The organism is Enterococcus sp. JNUCC 77 (assembly GCF_054819945.1).
Map to the genome: position 1 here is coordinate 325,669 of NZ_JBTHIG010000002.1, position 15,140 is coordinate 340,808.

Annotated in this window: 13 protein-coding genes; 6 read left to right on the plus strand and 7 right to left on the minus strand. The window is 34.0% G+C overall.

Going from position 1 to position 15,140, the window contains the following annotated elements; all coding sequences use genetic code 11:
- Positions 1 to 450 precede the first annotated feature (450 nt).
- On the plus strand, positions 451 to 1,335 hold the full coding sequence (locus ACVWNY_RS14555; protein WP_461211744.1) for a hypothetical protein: 885 nt from the start codon (positions 451 to 453) through the stop codon (positions 1,333 to 1,335).
- Positions 1,336 to 1,367: 32 nt separating this feature from the next.
- Here the strand turns inward: ACVWNY_RS14555 and ACVWNY_RS14560 are convergent, their stop codons facing one another.
- Positions 1,368 to 2,747 carry an MATE family efflux transporter gene (locus ACVWNY_RS14560; protein WP_454072260.1) on the minus strand — a complete coding sequence of 460 codons (1,380 nt, stop codon included), beginning with the start codon at positions 2,745 to 2,747 and terminating at the stop codon, positions 1,368 to 1,370.
- A 107-nt stretch (positions 2,748 to 2,854) separates the two neighbouring features.
- On the opposite strand from ACVWNY_RS14560, the gene ACVWNY_RS14565 reads away from it, so the two are divergent.
- Both ACVWNY_RS14565 and ACVWNY_RS14570 read left to right on the plus strand, forming a co-directional pair.
- Positions 2,855 to 3,385, plus strand: a complete 531-nt coding sequence (locus tag ACVWNY_RS14565; RefSeq protein WP_454072261.1) for a PadR family transcriptional regulator — start codon at positions 2,855 to 2,857, stop codon at positions 3,383 to 3,385.
- A 91-nt stretch (positions 3,386 to 3,476) separates the two neighbouring features.
- Positions 3,477 to 3,962, plus strand: coding sequence for a nucleotidyltransferase domain-containing protein (locus ACVWNY_RS14570; RefSeq protein ID WP_454072262.1), 486 nt, complete (start codon positions 3,477 to 3,479; stop codon positions 3,960 to 3,962).
- 115 nt (positions 3,963 to 4,077) lie between these two features.
- Here the strand turns inward: ACVWNY_RS14570 and ACVWNY_RS14575 are convergent, their stop codons facing one another.
- From ACVWNY_RS14575 to ACVWNY_RS14585, 3 genes are all read right to left on the minus strand, one after another.
- Positions 4,078 to 4,653: a DUF1062 domain-containing protein gene (locus tag ACVWNY_RS14575; protein ID WP_454072263.1), complete on the minus strand. Its 576-nt coding sequence runs from the start codon at positions 4,651 to 4,653 to the stop codon at positions 4,078 to 4,080.
- Positions 4,654 to 4,827: 174 nt separating this feature from the next.
- The gene (locus ACVWNY_RS14580) at positions 4,828 to 5,655 is read right to left on the minus strand and encodes an AraC family transcriptional regulator (protein ID WP_454072264.1); all 828 of its coding nucleotides are present in this window, start codon (positions 5,653 to 5,655) and stop codon (positions 4,828 to 4,830) included.
- A gap of 164 nt (positions 5,656 to 5,819) precedes the next feature.
- Positions 5,820 to 6,728 (minus strand): DUF2268 domain-containing putative Zn-dependent protease, encoded by a 909-nt coding sequence (locus ACVWNY_RS14585; protein ID WP_454072265.1) that lies wholly within the window; start codon positions 6,726 to 6,728, stop codon positions 5,820 to 5,822.
- Between the two features lie 343 nt (positions 6,729 to 7,071).
- On the opposite strand from ACVWNY_RS14585, the gene ACVWNY_RS14590 reads away from it, so the two are divergent.
- The 3 genes from ACVWNY_RS14590 (at position 7,072) to ACVWNY_RS14600 (ending at position 11,618) form a co-directional block, all read left to right on the plus strand.
- Positions 7,072 to 8,811, plus strand: a complete 1,740-nt coding sequence (locus tag ACVWNY_RS14590) for an ABC transporter ATP-binding protein (RefSeq protein WP_454072266.1) — start codon at positions 7,072 to 7,074, stop codon at positions 8,809 to 8,811.
- On the plus strand, positions 8,808 to 10,541 hold the full coding sequence (locus tag ACVWNY_RS14595; protein WP_454072267.1) for an ABC transporter ATP-binding protein: 1,734 nt from the start codon (positions 8,808 to 8,810) through the stop codon (positions 10,539 to 10,541). The genes ACVWNY_RS14590 and ACVWNY_RS14595 overlap by 4 nt, the downstream gene beginning before the upstream one ends.
- Positions 10,542 to 11,183: 642 nt before the next feature.
- On the plus strand, positions 11,184 to 11,618 hold the full coding sequence (locus ACVWNY_RS14600) for a VOC family protein (protein WP_454072268.1): 435 nt from the start codon (positions 11,184 to 11,186) through the stop codon (positions 11,616 to 11,618).
- 568 nt (positions 11,619 to 12,186) lie between these two features.
- Here ACVWNY_RS14600 and ACVWNY_RS14605 read toward each other — a convergent pair.
- The 3 genes from ACVWNY_RS14605 to ACVWNY_RS14615 form a co-directional block, all read right to left on the minus strand.
- The gene (locus ACVWNY_RS14605) at positions 12,187 to 12,942 is read right to left on the minus strand and encodes a MurR/RpiR family transcriptional regulator (RefSeq protein ID WP_454072269.1); all 756 of its coding nucleotides are present in this window, start codon (positions 12,940 to 12,942) and stop codon (positions 12,187 to 12,189) included.
- Positions 12,943 to 13,020: 78 nt separating this feature from the next.
- Positions 13,021 to 14,697: a glycoside hydrolase family 13 protein gene (locus tag ACVWNY_RS14610; RefSeq protein WP_454072270.1), complete on the minus strand. Its 1,677-nt coding sequence runs from the start codon at positions 14,695 to 14,697 to the stop codon at positions 13,021 to 13,023.
- The gene (locus ACVWNY_RS14615) at positions 14,697 to 15,116 is read right to left on the minus strand and encodes a PTS sugar transporter subunit IIA (RefSeq protein WP_454072271.1); all 420 of its coding nucleotides are present in this window, start codon (positions 15,114 to 15,116) and stop codon (positions 14,697 to 14,699) included. Before ACVWNY_RS14615 ends, ACVWNY_RS14610 begins: the two co-directional genes overlap by 1 nt.
- Positions 15,117 to 15,140: the final 24 nt, after the last annotated feature.

The window sequence follows — 15,140 nt, forward strand, 5'->3', positions numbered from 1 at the left end:
TACAATTCTCCAGATACATATTATCTGTATTAAAAACAGATAATTATATGTATAATTCAATAAATAAGTTGAATAAGTAGTAATTATATATAATATTTATCCGTAATAACGAATTATTTTCATTCTGTCTGTTGAAATTATTGTTTCTTAAAATTTTTATAATTTATCCAAAATAGAAGGATTCATACTGATTCTCAAAAATCAAATAGTCATTAATTGATTCTTAAATCTTGATAATAGACAAAAATTCAGACAATAACTTTTTAAACATAATAAACCTGCCAGTTATTAAAGAAAGATATCTTCTAATTGACTATAAAAATGTCGCAATTATTTCTTTTGCAATATTAATATCATTATCCCGTTGAAGATCTCTGCTTTTCTTTGCTATTAGTAGATTTCTATATTATTTTGAGTTTGATATACTTAAATCGAAAGCAGGTGTTGATATTGGAAAACCCACTAAAACTAAGATTGATGCAAGAAAGTAAATCATTACAAGAAGTGGATAAAACAGAAACACTTAACTTGCTTGGTGATTCAAAATTAATCAAAAAGTTAACTCATGTTGAACACAAAAATTTGTTAACTCACATTTGGAATCTAATTGGGTTAGCGGAAATTCCCAATACAATTGACCTACCTTATACTCAGAACCTAGTTTCTTATATTAATAAACATATTGCTACCGAAGAAGGATTTTCATATACAGGTATTGCAGCTGAAATTGTCCCCTGCTACAACGCATTGATCTTTGAAGCTTACTGCCGTTTAGGTCTTGGCCATACTGATGAAGCTCAAGCGGCACTCAATTGGATAAAACAATATCAAGTTTTTGATCGTGTGACAAAAACAACTTGGCCGTATGAAGGTATTTGTAAACATGGTGGCTGTATGAAAAATGTTCCTTGTTTTATCGGGATTGGTAAAACGGTGCGGGCATTAATTACTTATCGAGATTTTTCCCAAAATGAAGACACTGAAGTAAATCAATTAATCCAAATAGGTTTGGACTATATGATGCAACATCACATGTTTCAAAGACTGAGCAATCAAAAACCCATTAGTCCACACATCACCGATATCATGTTTCCCCAAAGTTATGTGCTTTCGTTGACGGACATTGTTTATATTATTGGAAAAACGAATAGTTTAAATAGGCCTGAGATACTTCCGGTATTAGATTTATTAAAGGACAAGCAAACTTCTACCGGTGGTTGGAAAATTGACTATATTTATTCATATCAAGGCTATGTCCCATTTGATAATCGAAGGAAAGATTCCGAATGGATCACGTCTTTGTTTTTAAGCTGGCTGGGAACCGATGTGTTTTAGTGCATTGATTCTATTTCTATTTTTTTCAATAATTATCGACTGATTTTTTCCATACTTATTGATGGAAGACGCAAATTATTTAATTGCTTTTGTAAGACAATTGCCATGAATAACGTAATCACAGCAGTCAGGATATCTGCAATTGGTTGGGAATAAATGATTCCTTTTGTTCCCAATACTTGTGGCAACATTAAAATAACTGGAATAAAGCAGATACCTTGGCGACAAATTCCGAGAAAAAAACCTTCCTTGACTCTTCCTAATGCCAAGAAAAGTGACGAATACACGGTATGAAAGCCAAACAACATAAATGAAAGTCCAATAATTCTTAATGCTTTGGCTCCGATACGAACCATTTCGGTACTTCCAGTTGAAAATATTGAAATAATTTGAGTTGGAAACATCATCATCGTTATTCCGAAAATGACACAAAAAGCGGTTGACCAGATAATCGACACTTTAATCGCTTCAGCGAGACGATCATATTTTTTTGCGCCAAAATTAAAACCCGCAACAGCTTGAAAACCTTTGATAAATCCAAAGACCATTAATGTGCTCAAGGACACAATTCTAGTCACTGAGCCCATTCCAGCAATAAAAGAATCCCCGTATTCTCTAGCTTGTATATTGGTTAAGGTAATAGAAATGCTTGTTAAAACTTGAAAGGCCAACGTCGAAATACCCACCTTAAATACTGGCAGAAGAATATTTTTCCCTAGATCAATCTCTGAAAATTTGAAATTGAACACACTATTCTTCATTAGAATATTGAGAACTAATACTAAAATAGCCATACTTTGAGCAACGACTGTCGCAAAGGCAGCACCTGCAATCCCCATCTGAAAAGTATAAATAAAAAGTGGGTTCAGGATAAAATTTAAAACGGCAGTTAAAGAATTTACGATTAGCACTAATTTAGCTTTGCCTTCGCTAGAATTAAGGCTATTCATCGTAACGATATAAATATTTAGAATCAAAGAAGGAACATAAATTTTGGCGTAATCCAAAGCAAAGTTCAAATTTTCTTTGGTTCCACCTAAAAATCTTAAGAGACTTTCTAAGTTAAACATAATTAAGAGTATTGCTAGAATTCCTAAAAACAAGCTACCATAAATGGCGGTTGAGGCAACTTTGTTTGCTTCTTCCATTTTTTTTGCTCCTAATAAGCGTGGAATATACGCTCCCGCGCCATTTCCAAATAAAAGACCTAAAGCAACAACGGCTTGTCCAATCGGTGCACAGATCAGAATTGCTGAAAGTTGGCTGACCCCAAGTTTGCTGATAAAAAAAGCATCCCCAATATTATCTAAAGCCGTAAATAACATTCCTAACATTATTGGCAAACCCATCTTAAATAAAAGGGGCTTAATTGGATCCGTTCCCATATTGATTTCCTGTACTTTTTCTGTCATATTAATCCCTCCAAATCTTCCATTAAAGAAAATACTATAATTTATAGTACTTTACTTCGAGAAGTTACAATACTATAATTTATAGTAAATTGTCAAGGAGGATTTTTATGGCTACAATCGATTTAATTGTTTTAGGGATATTGAAAACAGAACCACTTAGCGCATATGATATCCAAAAACTGGTTGAATACCGCAATATTTCTAAATGGGTAAAAATTAGCACCCCTTCTATATATAAAAAAGTAATTACATTAGAAGATAAAGGACTGATAAAAAAAACTTTGGTGAAAGAAGGTAAAATGCCAGAAAAAGCTGTTTATTCTTTAACAGCAGAGGGAGAAAAAGAATTTAAAAATTTGATGGTATTGACTTCACTTCAACCGATTAGAATTTTTTTAGATTTAAATGCGGTCATTGTCAATCTTGATTCCCTTTCAGCTCAGGAACAAAAGGTTTGTCTGGATAATATCGAAAAAAATCTGAAAATGCTTAAAACCTCTTTAGAAGAAAATCAAAATATGAAAGCTAGCCTCCCAGAAATATCACAAACAGGGAAAGCCGTTTTGAATCAGCAAGTGATTTTAGCAGAAGCTATTGAAAATTGGCTAGAAGATACCCGGAAAAACCTAAATGAATAAGAAGTATCTTTAAATGACCCTAGTAGATGTAAAAAAACTATATGACTGACTGATCCAAACTTCAATTTTAACAAACAAGGAGCAAATAGAGATGAAAAAAGAACATACTACTGAAACAGATTTATTTAAAATTCTTTATATTATGGATGAAACAGGTATCAAATATTATCTCGATGGTGGCTGGGGTGTCGATGTTTTAACGGGCAAACAAAATCGTCAGCATCGAGATATTGACCTTGATTTCGATGCTGATTTTACAGATGATTTACTAAAAAAACTTCATGATATTGGCTATGAAACCGTCACAGATTGGTTGCCGGTGAGAATAGAATTGTGGCACGAAACTTATGGTTATTTAGATATTCATCCTTTTATTTTTGATGCTGATGGTTCTGCCAAGCAGGCTGATTTAGAGGGTGGTTTTTATCAATTTGAAGCAGATTTTTTCACGACTGTCCGCTACCAAGATCGTCAAATTCCTTGTATTTCTCAAAAGGCACAATTACTTTTTCACAGCGGCTATGAGCTACGAGAAATCGATCAGATTGATATTCAAAATTTAAAAAGCTTAGAATAATATTTTAATCAAACCTCTTACTTCCAAAAAGTTAATAGTAGTCGTTAAAAAAATTAGCTATAAAAAGAACTTGTCCCCCAAAAATCAATCATTGATTCTTAGGTGGCAAGTTCTTTTAGTTATTGTGGGTAACTATTTCTTTGGCATTAAAAAACACAATTAAATGATCATTTAATTTTTTTCTAGCTTCCCGACTATTAAGTTTCTCAAATTGACAATTAAAAAAAAGACGTTTAAATTCTCCATTAGACAATTCAAGTTTTCTTTTTAACAGAGTTGAAAGCTTAATATCCACGGGATAATCACTATAAATTTCTAATTTAACAGACTCAGATGAAAGGAACTTTTCCCCAATGATTTCATAATCAAGTTCCTTAATATAAACCCCATTCTTTTTCAAAGTAGTTTTATCCAAACTATATTTTTTTACTAGCTCTGGATCATTATCTAAAAATTTATTCAGCATTTTTAGATCTATTTTATTTGAATTTACTCGAGAAAAGATCGTCGCATTCCAGCTAGTTTTACATTGTTCACAATTATAGATTAACCAAATATCTAGATTTTTCTTTTGCGCATTCACACGAAACATCTCTGAACAAATAAATTCAGTATCTTTGTGGCATTTTTTACAGTGGCGAATAATCGTAGGTATGGACAAGCAATTTACTTTCCATTGAACATTTTTCATCACCAACAATCCTTTCTTAATTTACTTAAGAAAGAGCTGAAACAGGTGGATCTACCGCTACCATTCTCATACCAAAGCCCCCTTTTCCAATAAAAAAATCTTCTAAAACTAGTCACTTGGTTAAGTCACTTCATTTTAGAAGAAATTTGTGCTGTTGGCTTCTGAATTCTTGCTCTATTTTACTGGGATACAACAATCTAATTTAACATAACCTTTTCGCCAATCGACTTCACGATAAATATTCAAACCATATTGTTCTCGCATATTAAAATTACTTTGCGGTAACCAGATACTAAAGAGTCCCTGCAGCTCGTTAAAAATATCTGGAATATAGCCTTCAAAAGAATATACGGCATATTTTCCACCTGATACAGTTGCCATTGCTTCTGTTTTTTCTGTCACACTTAAACAAAGATCGCACAGGTTATTTTGCTGGGTGGTTGAAGATGGATCTGTATAAAATTTTTCAATCATGATAGTCGCCGAAGTCATATTTGCTTTGTTGTGATCAATAAAATTGGACCAATTCTGTTTGACATTCAAATAATTATCTAAAGTTCGTTGATAAATCACTGGATAATCCGGCAGATTTTTTATTTGAACAGCTGCTTGATAATTCTCAAATGATTTAAGCTCTTCTATTTTTTCGTTATCAAAAGGATTGATAACCCTGCTTGAATTAGCAGTCTTTCTAAACTCAGTTGGCGATACTTGGAAAAGATTTTTAAAAACCGTACTGTAATTATTTGCACTGTAACCATAATCCAAACCGATATCAGAAAGTGTCCGTGTCTTTTCCAGCTTGATATCGATTGCGCTTTGTTCGACTTTCAATCTTTTGATAAAAGAATAAACACTTTCCCCAGTGACTTCTTTAAAAATTCTAGAAAAATAAAATTTCGAAAGATAAAGATAATCGGCAATATCTTCAATCAAAATATTTTCCTTATAGTGTTCCAATATATAATCAATACTCGTATCTACCAGTTTTTTCTTATCCATCTGAGCTTGCCTACCTTTAGTGATCCTGATTTGTTTAAGTATATCATCATTTATTTTTCCAAATTAAAAAAAGAGCTTCATTTCATTATTATTATGAAATGATCGCTCTAATTTTTCATGCAACGAATTAAATCTTTGTTACAAAAAATTGGTATCCGCATTCTTCAATCAAAAACATGTGAGCCACTGATGATTATTTCTGAGGGCGACAGCGTGGCTTCTTCAATGCTGGCTCCAGAATTTTTTAGATATTCTTTTACAATATGATAGCCGATGGTATATCCAGCATTTCTGGAAAGTCCAACTGGCGCATAACCCTGTTCTCGTGCAACTTCATCACCATACATATATGCGGCAACTTCCTCAAAGCCACGTCCTTTACGACCGTCCTTTATTACTTCAATTGAGTAAGCTAATTCCTCTTCATCGTAATCTTGCACCCAAGGACCACGCTGTTCAATTCCAAATAAGGATTCGGCAAAAACTTCTGCCAAGCCTTCAATAACTAAATATTCTTCTACGCTGACATCTCCGTGATTAAAAGGAGCATAAGTAAACCGGATATTATGATTGAATTCATGAGCTAAGGCTGATTTTAAGCGTGTACGATTATAGTCGTTAGGAAAAACAATTAAAATTATGTAGCCAGGAATCCCTCCAAAACCGCTATAACCTTCACTTGCCATCACAATTTTATTCTCAGGATCAGCCAGAAGTATATTGAGAACAAATTCTTTCAAAGGAATCTCGTAACCAATATTTTCAAACCTAGCAATTCCTGTATCAATCACTGCTTGATACTCCTCAAAAATCTTTGTCGCTTTTAACTCAGAAATCTGGTCGGCAATTAAATCAACGCTTTTTCTAGGCGTCCACATCCCCATCATCTCCGAAGCCATGACTACATCATAGCCTCCTGGTGTTTTTGGTAGAAGTGGCGCATTTAGATATTGCCACATCTTTTCCATTGGCTGCATAATTTCATAGCGAAAACTATTCTCGTCAGCTTGGCCATTGATTGCTTTTTCATAAAACGATAATGAATCAATTAATTGAACCTGCTTTTTTTCCATAATGATTCCCCCTTCTTTTTTAGAATAAGGGTTTACGCAACGTCAATGTCAAGTGGAGAAATTTATTTTAGCCAAGAGTATTTTTGTAACGTCGATATTTTTTGTTGCTTAAGCGATAGATTGGTTGTCTGTACATTTTTTAATACTTTTTCTACGTCCTCTTCATAATCATAATATAGTGTCTAAAAAACTAAGGAACCATTTTAATTTTAGTCTAACTATCAATATTTTTTCTTTTACCATAAAAATAATATTAAAAATTAAATAAATATTGAATTTCTCTTTTTTATTGGGTAACATGATATTGAGAATCATTCTCAATTGTGAAAAAGGAGGAGTTACTTTGAAATCTCAAAATAGTCTTAGCTATTTATTTAAATTAGCTGGTCGTTCACGCTGGTTGTTACTGTTTTCTGGAATCTTTAGTCTCATTTCAGGCTTATTAGACTTTGTCCCATTCATTATGCTTTATCGAGTATTGCTTTTTTTATTCGGTGAAAATCCTAATGGTGAATTGGCAACGCAATACGCGATATATGCAATAATTGCTATTGTTTTTAAATTTTTAACAAGTATTATCAGTGGTGCCCTTTCTCATATCGGCGCTTTTAATACACTTTATGAGATTCGGTGTCGTCTAAGCGCTCATATTGCAAATATTCACTTAGGTTTTTTCACTAACAACACTTCGGGTAAAATCAAAAAAGTGATTATTGAAGATACAGAACGTATTGAAACTTTGTTGGCTCATCAAGTACCCGATCTTGTAAAAGCCGTCACCGCACCAATTATTATGTTTATCTATATGTGTACTGTTAACTGGCAAATGTCCGTCTCCCTCTTATTACCAATCGTTCTAGGGGCTGCTGTGATTATGTTGGGCATGCGTAGCAGTGGCAGTTATATGCCCCTTTATCATCAGCTAACAGGCAAATTAAATTCTTCTATCATGCAGTTTATCAATGGTATGAATGTGATGAAAGCTTTTAACGTGACTGCAAAAGGCTTCAAACAGTATTCCGATACTGTTGAGGAATACCACGTGATGTGGACAGAATGTACAAAAGCCCAAGGTCCTTACTATGCAATTTTCATGGTATTAATTGAATCAGGTATTTACTTCAGCTTCCCTATTGGTGGCTGGATGTACTTAAATGATGCCATTGATTTACCCGTTTATCTTTTCTTCATGGTGATGAGCATTGTCTTTTTAACTTCTCTAAAAAGTTTGTCTAATTTTTCTGTTGCCATTATGCAAATAATGACCGGGACAGAAAAAATTAAAGAAATCATGAATGTGCCAAATCAGCACTTTGGCTCTGTCTCAACGATGAGTCAGGAATTAAATGCGCTCGATTTTGCGAATGTTACTTTTGCTTATGAAAAAGAAAATGTGTTAAAGGATCTTTCGTTGCATATTCCTGCAAATAGTTTGACGGCATTTGTTGGCGTTTCAGGTTCTGGAAAATCAACGACTGCACAATTGATTCCCCGTTTTTGGGACAATCAAAACGGATCAATCAAGATGGATCAAACAATGCTGAAAGATTTTTCTGAAAAATCACTGATGGAAAATGTTAGCTTTGTTTTTCAGGATGCCTTTATGCTCCATGACACTATCCGAATGAATATCGCTGTTGGAAAGACCGATGCTACGGAAGATGAAATCATTGCAGCAGCTAAAGCAGCACAAATTCATGATATGATTATGGGCCTTCCAGAAGGTTATGACACGATTTTTGGAGAAGCTGGGGTAAAAATGTCTGGCGGTGAAAAACAGCGGATTTGTATTGCTCGAGCTATTTTAAAAAATTCTCCGGTCTTGGTATTAGATGAAGCCACTAGCTTTACTGATATTGAAAATGAACGGAAAATCCAACTGGCTCTCGGGGAATTGCTGAAAGATAAAACCACAATTATGATTGCTCATCGCTTGCATACCATCATCAATGCGAATCAAATTTGTGTATTTGATGACGGTCGAATTATTGAACAAGGAACCCATCAAGAACTTTTAGACAAAGCTGGAAAGTATGCTCATATGTGGACAGCGTATACCTCAGAAAGAGCGGTGGTAAGATGATTCAGATTATTAAGAATATCCAATTTATTATTGGAGAACAAACCAAATTGTTAGTCAAACCTTTGCTATTGGCGATTTTAGATGCTTTTCTTAATATGTTTTTTTATGGCGTAATGATTTTAGGGATTGTTCGATTAGTGGAGAGGAGTTTTACTAGAGATTTTTTTATTCAGTGTGTTTTCTTTTTAACAATCGTTTTTGTGGTTCGTCTTTTTCTATCGCGGTTTACTTATAATTCTATGCAGATCAATGGATCAATCATTGTCACAAAGTTAAGAATTCAGTTGGCTGATCACGTTCGAGGTTTAAATTCTGGCTTTTTCAATCAGAATAGTATCGGCAAGCTTACCAGTAATTTCACTACCGACATTGCCGATTTTGAGCAGGTCTTAACCCACAACTTCATTGATTTCTTTAAGGCGTTTTTTATGGTAACGATCGGAATTATTGCAGCAGTGGTAATTGATGTTCGTTTTGCACTGATTATTGTGATAATGATTTTAGTTGCCCTGCCTTTACTGATTGTCGGTGGCGCAAAAGGAAATAAACTTGCTGGAACCCACAGGGAAAAAATTAACGATGTCATTTCTCGTGTAGTGGAATACATTAACGGTATTAAAACTTTTAAATTGTACCAATTGAGTGGCGCAAAATTTCAGCGTTTAGATCAATCCTTCAATGATTTAAAAAAATCAGCCATCAAAGTCGAACTGTCGTTAATACCATATGTTATGGTTTTTTCGACTATCGTCTCCTTTATTATTCCCGTGGCACTTGTTTGGGGCACTTATTTACTGACTAATGAAGCTAGTAGCCCAGAAAGTTTTATCGCTGTGCTGATACTAAGTATATCGATTTCTGGTCAGTTGATGGCCATCGGTATGCTTTATCCACAAATGAAATTCATTGCTAAATCTGCAGACAATTTGCGTGAAGTTTTATCAGCCAAACCTTTGAACTACCAAGTAGATGCTTTGGATGGAGCAAATCATGCGATTCAATTAGAGGATGTGTCCTTTTCTTATGAGAATGGTGTACCTGTACTGAAAAATATTTACTGTGAGATTCCCGACGGAACTACAACCGCACTGATTGGACCTTCCGGCTCTGGAAAATCTACCATCATCCATTTGATTTCTCGCTTTTGGGACGTTCGGAGCGGCAAACTAACCATTGGTGGCGTGAATCTTACTACAGTAAAACCTGATGCTTTAACTAAGCATATCAGCTGTGTTTTCCAAGAAGTCTATCTATTTAACGATACCATTTTAAATAATATCAAAATCGCGAAACCAAATGCTGATCACAGTGAAGTTGTTGCCGCTTGCCAGGCTGCAAATTGTCATGATTTCATTTTGAAACTAGAAAATCGTTATGACACGATTGTAGGCGAAGGTGGTTCTACCCTTTCCGGAGGAGAGAAACAACGGATTTCGATTGCTCGAGCAATTTTAAAAGACGCACCTATTGTTCTTTTAGACGAAACAACATCTAGTCTCGACGTCGATAATGAACGAGAAATTAATCAAGCTTTAGACAAACTGATGGAAAAGAAAACGGTGGTAGTTATCGCCCATCGTTTGAACACCATTATCAATGCCGACCAAATTATTGTACTGAATGAGGGTAAAATTCGAGAAAAAGGAACACACTTTGAACTCCTTGCAAACAATGACTGGTACGCCCAAATGTATCAAGAACAAGTAAGCGCTCGTAACTGGGTGATTTAACACTCGGAAAAATGTAGTGTCTGAATGTACCGACCCTCAAAAGTTAGACCAAAAAACTAACATTTTGGGGGTCGATTTTTTTGGCTAAATACAGTTTCGAACCGAAACTGAAAATTGTTCATGAGTATTTAGATGGTAAGGGAGGTTATCAGTATCTGACAAAAAAAACGCTATTAATTTTTAGGTCAAGTAAGGGATTGAGTTAAAAACTATCATCCATCGTTCCGTGAAGAAGGACTGCTAACGCTCTCATGATGCCACACATAAAAAAAACAATATTGCCATATTTTCAACATACCTTCTTTTGTAAATTGGAGCATGGTACACTTGATTTACGGAGGTGTTTTCATTTGAACAAACTTGATACTACTTGGTTATTAATCGGCATTTCTTTTCTACTTTTCGGTTTTACAATTGAAAAATTTTATTTATATTAGCTGCACCCTTCTTGCTAATCGCGATTACAGACCGTGACTCCCATAAAGATGAGCATGAAAATGGGTAAAACAAACTTACTCTTAATCTGATAGTTTACTTAGTGGTTAGCTGATTTTTTTAATGACATACAGCCTGTACATCTAGTTTCCGTTTAACTAATATTAGTATCATTTATGCACTTTCCAATAATAAGGGGGAAATAAAATGAAACAAAGTATTGTTCATATTGCTTTAGTAGTTGATGACTATGATGAGGCGATTAACTTTTTTACTCAAAAGCTCGATTTTGATCTAATAGAAGATACTTATCAGCCTGAACAAGATAAAAGGTGGGTTGTGGTCTCGCCTAAAAATTCAAATGGAACCACCATTTTGTTAGCGAAAGCTTCAAAACCAATTCAAAAGGACTTTATCGGAAATCAAGCTGGCGGCAGAGTCTTCCTTTTTTTGGCTACTGATGACTTTTATCGAGATTATCACAACATGCTTTCAAAAGAAATTGAGTTTGTCAGAGAACCTAAAACTGCAGATTATGGGATAGTCGCCGTCTTCAAAGATCTATATGGCAATTTGTGGGATCTGATTCAATTCAACGATGACCATTCAATGAGTATAAGAATGAATGATTCTACCAAATAATAGAGTTGGTGGAATCTTATTTTTATGCCCTTTCTTTGAACCGCTTAAAAATTTTCAAAATTCTTCTATCCAAAATAGACAAAAAGTTAAACTGGAAGTTTTCATAGAAAATGAAATAAAACAGTTTAAAGAAAACAGAAAGTCATTAAGAAAGACCTTATAGAATACCAACCTAGTATAGTTATCAAAAAAAGCACTAGAATGAACGTGATTTATGCAAAATAAAGAGCCTACTTTTTTAATGAAAGTAGGCTCTATAAAATAATGTTTACTTCTATGTCAAATAGACCTAAATATTGCGCCAATTAACAGTTAAATTGAGACATGAATTTTTTATTACCTGATCCTAGATGTAAGTATAATATTGTGCATTCACTTTTGTTACCAAATACTATATTATTCAATTTTCTAGAAAGAAAACGAATTTATAGGGCAATAGTTATTGGAGGTCACCATCCAGATAGTTAATAACTAAGTATTTAATCACAGGTCAACTTATATGAAAAAAGAAAAGCAATTAAATTTTAGTAGTACCAACAACATTTACGAGAATATTTCTAGTTTTCGTCTATTCATCAAACAAAATATATTCTCGAAATTTCCGTGCTAAAATGGTTAAAATAATATTTAATCCTACCATAGAGTAACTTCCAGTAACCATGGGGCTGGGTAGTTCACTGGTTTCGTAATAAAGTTGATAATCTGCCGCATCACTCAAAAAGTTTTTCCCAAAAAAAGTAACTGAACAAATCGGCACCTTAATTAATTGCAGATTTTTTATAGCATTTTTAATAGCTGGTGTATTACCACTCAATGAAGTAACAATAACTAAATCATCAGCCGTAAGTGTTTGGCTAATCATTTCAAAATTAGTCTCACCAGAAATTAAATAATTAGGTCTCCCCGATAGAAAAAGATCGTTAGAAAAATCTTTTGTATAATTATTTTGAGTAAAACCTGTTGCGTACAGATAAAGTTGATTGGCTTGTTTAATTTTATCCAATAGTGGTTGAAAATTAGTTTGGCTAGCATATTGGAACGTTTGATCAATTTCTTTTTGTAGAGTAGCTACTAAATCAGTCGGTGCAATCGTTGTTTGAAGTAAAGATTGTTCGATCGAGTATTTCATTTCTGAGAACCCTCTAAAACCTATTTTTTTTGCTAATCGCAAAACAGAACTTTTTGAAGAGAGTAGCTTGTTTCCTAATTCATTTATTGAGAGTGTGATTACTTCAGCCTTATGATTGAGGATATAATAAATCATCTCTTGTTCATTTTTAGACAATTTTTCAAAATTAATTTTAATATGTTGGTCGAAATTCATCAAAAAAGCCTCCTGTCTTCTTAATACTAAAGAAAAAACTATCAGAAATCAAACAATCTCCGATAGCTTTAAAACTGATTATTTTAAAAGAAAAACGACTGCTTCGTAAGGACGTAGAGGCATTGTTTGGGAAAGAGTTTCGATTTTTTCTGGATAGTTTCCGATTAATCTCTCACCACTTTTTTCTACTAAATCTTTGGAAATCTCAACGTTAACTGTATCTGGACTAAAAGAACATAGCACTAATAAAGTTTCTCCTTGATATTTTCTCAAGTAACTATAGACTGCTGAGTCTTCCTCATTAATCAATTGATACTCGCCCAACTGAATAATCGGATATGCTTTTCTTAAAGCAATTAGTTTCTTATAGTAGTAAAAAATAGAATTTTCATCCTGCAAAGCTTTTTGAACATTGATCGTCTGATTGTCTGGTGAATAGTCAATCCAAGGTTTTGCACTTGAAAAACCACTGTCAGACTCACCATTCCATGGCATGGGTGTACGAGCGTTATCCCGTGATTTTAAATAAACCGACTGTTTAATATAATCCTCAGATTCACCAGCTGCCAGCATTTCTTGATAAAAATATTTAGTCTCAATATCTTGATATTCCTCAATTTCAGTAAAGGGAACGTTTTTCATTCCGATTTCTTCCCCTTGAAAAATAAATGGTGTTCCCTTCATCATATGAAGCAAAGTTGCTAGCATTTTCGCCGAAGTCTCTCGATAAACACCATCATCACCAAAACGAGTCACCGCTCGTGGTTGATCATGATTGCTCCAGTATAATGAATTCCAACCATTGGCTAATTTATTTTGCCACTCGGTTAAGACTTTTTTCAAATCACTTAACTTAAAACGAATATCTGAAAACTTTCCATATTTTCCGTAATCCAAATGCATATGATCAAAATGGAAAACCATGTCTAGTTCTTTTCTTTCAGGAAAAGTATATAGTTGAGCTTGCGTGCTGTTTGTATTCGGCGTTTCCCCCACTGTCATAACATCAAAATCGCTTAAAACTTCGTGATTCATTTCCTGCAAAAATTCGTGAACTCTAGGACCGTTAGAAGCGCCTGCATAGTATGATTTTGTATATGCTAAAGTTTGAGACGCATCTGGATAAGCAGGGTCCTTACTGATTAAGCTGATGACATCCATCCGAAATCCATCAATTCCCAACTCAAACCATTTTCGCATCATTTGATAAATCTCTTGTCTGACAGTTTCACTTTCCCAATTTAAATCCGGCTGTTCTTTAGCAAAACAATGAAGATAGTATTGATTACGACTTTCTACATATTCCCAAGCTGGACCACCAAAAGTTGATCCCCAATTATTTGGTGCCGATCCATCGGGTTTAGGATCTTTCCAAATATAGTAATCAGCATAGTCATTTTTACGATCTTTTTGAGATTCAATAAACCACTGATGCAAATCGCTAGTATGATTCACTACCAAATCCAAAATAATTTTTATATTGAATTCATGGGCTTTGTTTAATAACTCTTGAAAATCAGCCATCGTGCCATATTGAGGCAATATTTTTTCGTAATCCGAAATATCATATCCGTTATCAACTAAGGGGGATTCAAAAATCGGATTCAACCAAATAACATCAATTCCTAAATTAGCCAAATAGGGAAGTTTTTCAATAATCCCTTGGAAATCTCCAATCCCATCATTATTGCTGTCTTTAAAACTCAGGGGATACACTTGATACACAACACTACTCTTCCACCATTCAACAGCCATTATTCATCCTCCTCATCAATTGTTTGTTCTGTTAAAAAATCATTTACATAAATAATTTGTTCTTGTCCTTCTATAATTCCTTGTCGTAAGTTCTCTGGATCAATTACCTCTTCACCCAGAGGTAATAAACAAGCCATAATTACCGGTAAATTCATTCCAGTAATGACATGAATATTCGGCAAACTTAGATATCTAATAAAATTTTGATTGACCGATCCTCCTAAAAGATCAGTGAAAATAATTGCTTCATCTGTATCTGTAAGATCAGCCAAAGCGTTATCAATTTCCTGATCAACTGGTGTATTTGTTGTATAGGCAGCAATTGTTGTGACATCTCCAAGATTAGGCATGATATATTCTAAAGTTTCTTTCATCCCTATGGCCAGATTATGATGGCTAGCTAAAATAATTTTCCGCATAAAACGCTCCTTTTAAAAAATAAT

Coding starts and splice junctions, on each gene's coding strand:
- ACVWNY_RS14560 (WP_454072260.1), bottom strand. CDS start 2,747: ATGACAGAAAAAGTACAGGAAATCAATATGGGAACGGATCCAATTAAG.
- ACVWNY_RS14565 (WP_454072261.1), top strand. CDS start 2,855: ATGGCTACAATCGATTTAATTGTTTTAGGGATATTGAAAACAGAACCA.
- ACVWNY_RS14570 (WP_454072262.1), top strand. CDS start 3,477: ATGAAAAAAGAACATACTACTGAAACAGATTTATTTAAAATTCTTTAT.
- ACVWNY_RS14575 (WP_454072263.1), bottom strand. CDS start 4,653: ATGAAAAATGTTCAATGGAAAGTAAATTGCTTGTCCATACCTACGATT.
- ACVWNY_RS14580 (WP_454072264.1), bottom strand. CDS start 5,655: ATGGATAAGAAAAAACTGGTAGATACGAGTATTGATTATATATTGGAA.
- ACVWNY_RS14585 (WP_454072265.1), bottom strand. CDS start 6,728: ATGGAAAAAAAGCAGGTTCAATTAATTGATTCATTATCGTTTTATGAA.
- ACVWNY_RS14595 (WP_454072267.1), top strand. CDS start 8,808: ATGATTCAGATTATTAAGAATATCCAATTTATTATTGGAGAACAAACC.
- ACVWNY_RS14600 (WP_454072268.1), top strand. CDS start 11,184: ATGAAACAAAGTATTGTTCATATTGCTTTAGTAGTTGATGACTATGAT.
- ACVWNY_RS14605 (WP_454072269.1), bottom strand. CDS start 12,942: ATGAATTTCGACCAACATATTAAAATTAATTTTGAAAAATTGTCTAAA.
- ACVWNY_RS14610 (WP_454072270.1), bottom strand. CDS start 14,697: ATGGCTGTTGAATGGTGGAAGAGTAGTGTTGTGTATCAAGTGTATCCC.
- ACVWNY_RS14615 (WP_454072271.1), bottom strand. CDS start 15,116: ATGCGGAAAATTATTTTAGCTAGCCATCATAATCTGGCCATAGGGATG.